This is a genomic window from Streptomyces sp. NPDC001407, assembly GCF_042895325.1.
Classification (GTDB): Bacteria; Actinomycetota; Actinomycetes; order Streptomycetales; family Streptomycetaceae; genus Streptomyces.
In genome coordinates, this window is the sequence record NZ_JBIAWF010000012.1 from 214746 (window position 1) to 221677 (window position 6932).

General features: G+C 73.1%; 6 protein-coding genes and 1 pseudogene. 1 reads left to right on the top strand and 6 read right to left on the bottom strand.

The features are described 5' to 3' along the window. Positions 1–209 precede the first annotated feature (209 nt). The gene (locus ACFY1P_RS18745) at positions 210–1094 is read right to left on the bottom strand and encodes a phosphotransferase enzyme family protein (RefSeq protein WP_390751165.1); all 885 of its coding nucleotides are present in this window, start codon (positions 1092–1094) and stop codon (positions 210–212) included. A gap of 500 nt (positions 1095–1594) precedes the next feature. On the opposite strand from ACFY1P_RS18745, the gene ACFY1P_RS18750 reads away from it, so the two are divergent. Next, on the top strand, positions 1595–2833 hold the full coding sequence (locus ACFY1P_RS18750) for a S8 family peptidase (RefSeq protein ID WP_361530117.1): 1239 nt from the start codon (positions 1595–1597) through the stop codon (positions 2831–2833). A gap of 124 nt (positions 2834–2957) precedes the next feature. Here the strand turns inward: ACFY1P_RS18750 and ACFY1P_RS18755 are convergent, their stop codons facing one another. The 5 genes and pseudogenes from ACFY1P_RS18755 to ACFY1P_RS18775 all read right to left on the bottom strand — a co-directional run. After that, entirely contained in the window at positions 2958–3743 is a 786-nt protein-coding gene (locus ACFY1P_RS18755; RefSeq protein WP_390751166.1) for a sirohydrochlorin chelatase, read from the bottom strand. Positions 3744–3753: 10 nt separating this feature from the next. After that, entirely contained in the window at positions 3754–4665 is a 912-nt protein-coding gene (locus tag ACFY1P_RS18760; protein WP_361535387.1) for an ABC transporter permease, read from the bottom strand. Next, positions 4652–5455: an ABC transporter ATP-binding protein gene (locus ACFY1P_RS18765; RefSeq protein ID WP_361535384.1), complete on the bottom strand. Its 804-nt coding sequence runs from the start codon at positions 5453–5455 to the stop codon at positions 4652–4654. Before ACFY1P_RS18765 ends, ACFY1P_RS18760 begins: the two co-directional genes overlap by 14 nt. A gap of 38 nt (positions 5456–5493) precedes the next feature. Beyond that, on the bottom strand, positions 5494–6615 hold the full coding sequence (locus ACFY1P_RS18770) for an aliphatic sulfonate ABC transporter substrate-binding protein (protein ID WP_390751167.1): 1122 nt from the start codon (positions 6613–6615) through the stop codon (positions 5494–5496). 93 nt (positions 6616–6708) lie between these two features. Beyond that, positions 6709–6932: pseudogene (locus tag ACFY1P_RS18775) on the bottom strand (hypothetical protein); the annotation flags it as partial.

A 6932-nucleotide genomic window follows, 5' to 3' on the forward strand; every position in this document is an offset into this window, starting at 1 on the left:
GACGGGGGGGGGGGGGGGGCCCCCCCCCCGCCGGGGGGGGGGGCCCCCCCGGGGGGGGGGGGCCCCCCGCGGGGCCCCCCCCCCCCCGGCCCCCACCACAACCCAAGCCCGGCCGGCGCTTGAGGCCGCCCGCCGCAGGCGGCAACGGACCCGCACCCGGAAACGCCCCCGCACCCAAAAAACGGACCCGAACCCAACACCCGCATCAACTAAAACGCATGCCACCGCACCATCGCGTCCCCCGCCCGCAGGGACGCCACCCGGCTGCGGAACTCCGCGAGGGCGCCCGGGCGGCCGGGCGCGTGCTGTGCCACCCACGCGCAGCTCGCCGTCTCCCGCGCGCCCCGCAGCACCTCGCACCCCTCCCACTCCCGCACGTCCCACCCGTAGACCCGCACGAACGCCTCGTACGCGGGAAGGGGCAGGCCGTAGCGGTCCCGGCTCAGGGCGAGCACGACCAGGTCGTGCTCGCGCAGGTCGCCGGAGAAGGTCTCCAGGTCGACCAGGACCGGACCGTCCGGCCCGACGTGCACATTGCGCGGGAGGGCGTCGCCGTGGATCGGCCCCCGCGGCAGGTGCGGGGTCAGCGCGGCGGCCGCCGCCGCGAAGCCGTCCCGCCGCTCGCGCAGATAGGCGGCGTCGGCGGGATCGACGGCGTCCCCGGCCAGCCGCAGCCAGCGCTCGACCCCGCCGAGCAGCTCCCGCGCCGGCAGCGCGAAGTCCGGCTCCGGCAGGGCGTGCACCGTGCGCAGCAGCTCGGCCAGGTCGGCGGTGGTGGCCGGGCGCAGCGCCTCGGGCAGCCGGTGCCAGAGCGTCACGGGGTGGCCGTCGGCCACGCGCGGCGCGGGCTCGGCGGCCCGTACGGCGGGGACGCCGCTGTCCGCGAGCCACGCGGCGACGCGCAGTTCGTGGCGGGCCCGGACCAGCAGTGAGGCGTCGCGCCCCACCTTGGCCACCAGGTCGCCGACGGCGAAGACCGCGTTCTCGCCGAGGGTGAGCAGCCTCGCGTCCGCCGCGGCCACCTCCGGCACCGCCGCCGCGAGGAGCGCGCGCGCTCTCCGTTCCCCGAACACCGTCTCCGCCGCTTCCGTCACGTCGTACCTCACCTGCTGTCGAGCCGATCGACTGACAGTCTCCCCTGCCGCCCGGTGCCGGGCGGGACCGGGGGCCCGTGGCGCGGTGCGGCCGTCCGGGGAGCCCGGGGGCCGCACCGCAACGCATCGCGAGTGCGAAGCGGGCGGCACGGAAGCGGTTTGTTCCGAACGCCCAATAGCTGTCCAAGCGTTGCCGGGGAGCTGCGGCGGCTCGTCTGTGAAACGCCTTGCACATAAAGACAGTTGCACGCCTGTTACTCGTATGTCCTTCAAGTAAACCGTGACAGTGATTGCCGGGATGCTGTCCAATTTGCCGTCGTTCAGCGCGGTTTGAATTTCCGCAAAGAAGTTGCGTATGTCACACCTTCGTTCGGATGTTGAATTGAGCGCGTCAATCCTGACAGGGTTTCGGAGCGCCCGGAGTGATGCCTTCCGTCGCTCCGGGCGATTGCGCCCCACGCGCAATTCCCCCACATTCCGCACGAGGAGGAAACCTCGTCATGGCAACTCACAAGCGCGCCGGCAAGCGACGGCTCGTTCTGGCGATATCCGCCGCGACGGCCGTCACGGCCGGAGCCACCCTGCTGGCTCTGCCCGCCGGCGCCGCTCCCGCCCCCGCCGAGGGCACCGTCTTCGGTGCCGGCGCCAAGGGCTCGGTGGACGGCAGCTACATCGTCCTGCTGAAGGACGGCGCGAGCGCCAAGGGCGCCGGCGCCAAGTCCCTCTCGGCCGAGGGCAAGGACCTCGCCGCGCGGTACGGCGGCAAGCTCAACCGCACGTACGACTCGGCCATCCACGGCTTCTCCGCCAGCGGTCTCGACGAGACCGGGGCGAAGCGGCTCGCCGCGGACCCGGCCGTGGCCAAGGTCGTCCAGAACCACCGCTTCACCATCAAGGGCACGCAGGAGAACCCGCCGTCCTGGGGTCTGGACCGGATCGACCAGGCCGAGACCAAGGGCGACGGCAAGTACACCTACCCGGACAGCGCGGGCGACGGCGTCACCGCGTACGTCATCGACACCGGCGTGCGCATCAGCCACAAGGACTTCGGCGGGCGCGCGTCCTACGGCTTCAACGCCGTGGACAAGAGCGACAAGGCCGAGGACGACAACGGCCACGGCACCCACGTGGCGGGCACCATCGCCGGGACCGAGCACGGCGTCGCCAAGAAGGCCAAGGTCGTGGCTGTCAAGGTCCTGGACGGTCAGGGCTCCGGCTCCACCGAGCAGGTCGTCGCGGGCATCGACTGGGTCACCAAGAACCACAAGGGCCCCTCGGTGGCCAACATGAGCCTCGGCGGCGGCGCCGACGAGGCCCTGGACGCGGCCGTGCAGAAGGCGATCGCCTCCGGCGTCACCTTCGCCGTCGCGGCGGGCAACGAGTCCACGGACGCGGGCCAGGGCTCCCCGGCCCGGGTGAAGGAGGCCATCACCGTCGCCTCCTCGACCAAGGACGACAAGCAGTCCGACTTCTCCAACTTCGGCAGCGTCGTCGACCTCTACGCCCCCGGCTCGGACATCACCTCCGACTGGAACGACAGCGACTCGGGCTCGAAGACCATCTCCGGTACGTCCATGGCCACCCCGCACGTCACGGGTGCCGCCGCGGTCTACCTGAGCGGGCACAAGGACGCCACGCCCGAGCAGGTCTCCTCGGCGCTCACCCAGGGCGCCACCCCGGACAAGATCTCCAACCCGGGCGCGGGCACGCCGAACAAGCTGCTGAAGGTCGTTCAGTAGGCCCCGCGATTCCCTGATCGCCGGCCGGCCGTCGTTCCCCACCCCCACGGGGTGCGACGGCCGGCCCGCGTCTTCCCCGCACGCCTTCCGGCGGCGGCGGGCCACAGGCCGCGACGAACCGCCGTCAGCCCCGGAAGGCCGCCGCGTGCTCCTCCGGCCGCCCTCCGGAAGCGGCCACGGAAGAAGTCACGGAAGCGGCCACGGCCTCCTCGTACCGCCGCAGTATCAGTGACACCACCTCGCGCGCCGCGCCCAGCACCCGCGCCACGGTGTCGGCCGGCGCCGCACCCTCCGCGATCCGGTCCGGCAGCCGGCCCGGCGCGAGGACGTACGGCGCGACGGCCACCCGGCGCGCCCCCGCCGCGCGCAGCGCGCGTACCGCGTCGCCGACCCGCGGCCCGGCCGCGGACGCGAAGGCCGGCCGCACCGCGAACCAGCCCCCCGCGCGCTCCCATTCCCGCGCGACGCCCGCGATCACCGCGCCCGCCCCCGGGTCGGAGGAGCCCGCGGCCGCCAGGACCACCCCGGTCGAGCGCCGGTCGCCGGGGCGCAACCCGGCCTCGCGCAGCCGCCTTTCGAGCGTCGCGGTCAGCAGCGGTGACGGGCCGAGCACCGCGGCCTGCCGCACCCGCAGCCCGAGCAGCCCCGCCGTCGCCTCGCGCAGGACAGCCGGGATGTCGGTCCTGGCATGGAAGGCGTGCGTCAGCAGCAAGGGGAGCGCGATCACGTTCCGCACGCCCTCCGCCGCGAGCCGCTCCAGCACCAGCGGCACGTCCGGCACGCAGAAGTCCAGATAGCCCACCTCGACCCGCAGCTCCGGCCGCGCCGCGGCCAGCCGGTCCCGGAGGGCCTCGACCGTCGCCGCGTGCCGGGGGTCGCGGCTGCCGTGGGCGACGAGGAGCAGGACCATGACCCGGGCCCTACCGGCCCGCCGCCGCCAGCCCGCGGCCGCGCAGCACCCTGCGCTCCAGCGGGCTGAAGACGATCAGATCGATCGCGATGCCGACGAAGAGGATGAGGAGGATGCCGAGCAGGACGCCGGGCATGTCGGAGTCGGTGCGGGCGTTCTCCAGATACTGCCCGAGGCCCAGCCCGAGGTCGGGCGACGAGGCGATGAGCTCGGCGGCCATCAGCGAACGCCAGGAGAACGCCCAGCCCTGCTTGAGCCCGGCGAGATAGCCGGGCAGGGCGGCCGGCAGCAGGATGTGCCATGCGCCGCGCGCCCCGGTGGCACCGAGGGTGCGGCCCGCCCGCAGATACAGCGGTGGCACCTGGTCGATGCCGGACACCAGGCCGTTGGCGATGGACGGCACCGCGCCCAGCAGGATCACCGCGTACATCGCCGAGTCCGTGATCCCCAGCCAGATCACCGCCGCCGGCACCCAGGCCACGGACGGCAGCGACTGCAGGCCGGACAGGATCGGGCCCAGCGCCGCGCGGACGAACCGCACCCGCGCGACCAGCAGTCCTAGCGGTGTGCCGATGGCCAGCGCGGCGAGGAAGCCGAGCAGCCCGCGCGAGACACTCGTCCAGATGATGTCGAAGAGCGTGCCCCGCCTCCACAGATCACCCAGGCTGCGCCCGACCGCCGAGGGGTCGGGCAGCTTGTAGTCGTCGGTGACGTGCGCGAGGACCAGGACCTTCCACACGGCCAGCACCACCACGACGGCGACCACCGGCGGCAGCACCTTGTGCAGCAGCACCTGTGTGAAGGGCGTGCGCTCGACCCGTACGGACTCCAGCGCGTCGAGTCCCGCCTCCAGCCCGGCGAGGTCCTGCGACCGCGCCGGAGGAGCCGGGTGAGCCGGGTGAGAGGTGTCAGTGCTGGCCATGGCGGCGGATCTCCCCACGCAGTTCTTCGGTGATCTCCACGGACAGGTCCGCGACGGCCGCGTCCTCGATCCGGCGCGGCTGCGGGATGTCGACCGTCCACTCCCGCGCCACCCGGCCGGGCCGCGAGGACAGCAGCACCACCCGTTGCGCGAGGCGCACGGCCTCCCGGACGTTGTGGGTCACGAACAGCACCGACAGCGAGGTCTCGGACCAGATGCGGGTCAGCTCGTGGTGCAGCACGTCGCGGGTGATGGCGTCGAGCGCGGCGAACGGCTCGTCCATCAGCAGCAGCCGGCTGTCCTGCGCGAGCGCCCGGGCGAGCGCGACGCGCTGCCGCATCCCGCCCGACAGCTCGTGCACCCGCTTCCCGTACGCCCCGCCGAGCCGCACGAGCTCCAGCAGCCGCTCCGCCTCCTCGCGCCGCCCCGCCCGCGGCACCCCGCGCAGCCGCAGGGCGAGTTCGATGTTCCGGCCCGCGGTCAGCCACGGGAAGAGGGCGTGCTCCTGGAACATCAGCGCCGGGCGGCCGCCGGGCACCTCGATGCTGCCGGCGGTGGGCCGGTCCAGCCCGGCGACCAGGTTCAGCAGCGTCGACTTGCCGCAGCCCGACGCCCCCAGGAGGCAGACGAACTCGCCCGGGCGCACGTCGAGGGTGATGTCGTCCAGTACGGGCTGCGCGGCGCCCGCGCGGCCGAAGCTCTTGTGCACATGGTCGATCCGGACGGCCGCCGGTATGTCGTCGTCGACGACGGCCGTCCCGGACTGGTCGGTGGTCAGTGCCGGGGCCATCCGGTCACCTCCTGGTTCTGGGCGGTGGTGAACGACTGCTACTGCTTGCCGAGCTTCGCGGCGTCGACCGCCGGCCTGCCCTCGGCCTTGAGGATCTTGTTGAGCAGGGTCAGGTCGTAGATGCCGGACAGGTCCGGTGCCTGGAGCAGCCCCGCCTTGACGGCGTGCTCCGCCTGCGCCCGGAGGGTGGCGGCCAGCGGGTCGTCGGTGACCGCGATGCTCTTCCAGGCGGGGTCGAGGATCTCGCGGGGCAGCGCCTTGCCGGAGAGCCGCTCGAGCGCGGCGTTCGCGGACGCCTCGGCCTTGCCCGGGTTCGCGGCGATCCAGGCGTTGGTCCTCACCGAGCCGCGCAGCACGGCCTCGACCACGTCGGGGTGCTGGTCGAGGAACTTCTGCGACACGACCACATTGGTGATGACGAACTTCTTGTCCGGCCACAGCGCGGACTCGTCCAGCAGCACCTTCCCGCCCTCGGAGACCAGCTTCGAGGCCGTCGGCTCCGGCACCCACGCGCCGTCGACGGAACCGGACTTGAAGGCGTCCGGGGTCACCTTGTTGTCCGTCCGGACCACCGAGACGTCGCCCTTGCCGCTCTGCGGGTTGACCTTCCAGCCCTGTTCGGCGATCCAGTTGAGGAACGCGACGTCCTGGGTGTTGCCCTTCTGCGGTGTCGCGATCCTCTTGCCCCTGATGTCGTCCAGGGAGGAGATCTTCTTGGGGTCGACGACCAGCTTCACCCCGCCGGACGCGGAGCCCGAGATGATCCGCAGGCTCTTGCCCTTGGACTTCACATAGCCGTTGACGGCCGGGGAGGGGCCGATCCAGCCGATGTCGATCGAGCCCGCGTTGAGCGCCTCGATCTCGGACGGGCCCGCGTTGAAGGTCGTCGCGCGGAGCTGGGTGCCGCCGAGCTCCTTCTGGATGATCCCCTCATGGTCACCCACCAGCGCCGTCGCGTGCGTGATGTTGGGGAAGTAGCCGATCCGGACCGTACCGGCGGAGAGCGCCTTGCCCTGGGCCGTGGTGTTCTTGCCACCGGGAGAGCTCCCGGAGTCCTTCTGCGAGCCGTAACCACAGGCGCCGAGCGCGCCGATCAGCAAGGGGACGGCGGCAGCGGCCGCCAGGAGGCGGCGGGCGGCGGGACGGGCGGAGGCAGGCACGACGGCGGTTCCTCTCGACGGTCCGGGCGTGCGGTCAGGGCACACCCGGCGGTGGTGCGACGGGACTTCGGGGACGGGGAAGCGGCGTGGAGCTCATCGGCCGGCACATCGGCCGATGCCGCCCCGGCTGCCGCCGAACGCCTCCCCGGCCATGCCGGCGGTGAGGGTGGTGCCGTCGGCGGGGTCGATGAGGAGGAAGGAGCCGGTGTGGCGGGCGTGAGTGTAGGGGTCGAGGGCGAGGGGTTCGGCGGTGCGGAGGGTGACCTGGCCGATGTCGTTGGGGTTCAGGCGACCGGGGTCGGGGTGGTGGGAGAGGT

Excerpts from the sequence above, each read along its gene's own strand:
- ACFY1P_RS18750 (WP_361530117.1), top strand. The coding sequence starts at position 1,595 with ATGGCAACTCACAAGCGCGCCGGCAAGCGACGGCTCGTTCTGGCGATA.
- ACFY1P_RS18755 (WP_390751166.1), bottom strand. The coding sequence starts at position 3,743 with ATGGTCCTGCTCCTCGTCGCCCACGGCAGCCGCGACCCCCGGCACGCG.
- ACFY1P_RS18760 (WP_361535387.1), bottom strand. The coding sequence starts at position 4,665 with ATGGCCAGCACTGACACCTCTCACCCGGCTCACCCGGCTCCTCCGGCG.
- ACFY1P_RS18765 (WP_361535384.1), bottom strand. The coding sequence starts at position 5,455 with ATGGCCCCGGCACTGACCACCGACCAGTCCGGGACGGCCGTCGTCGAC.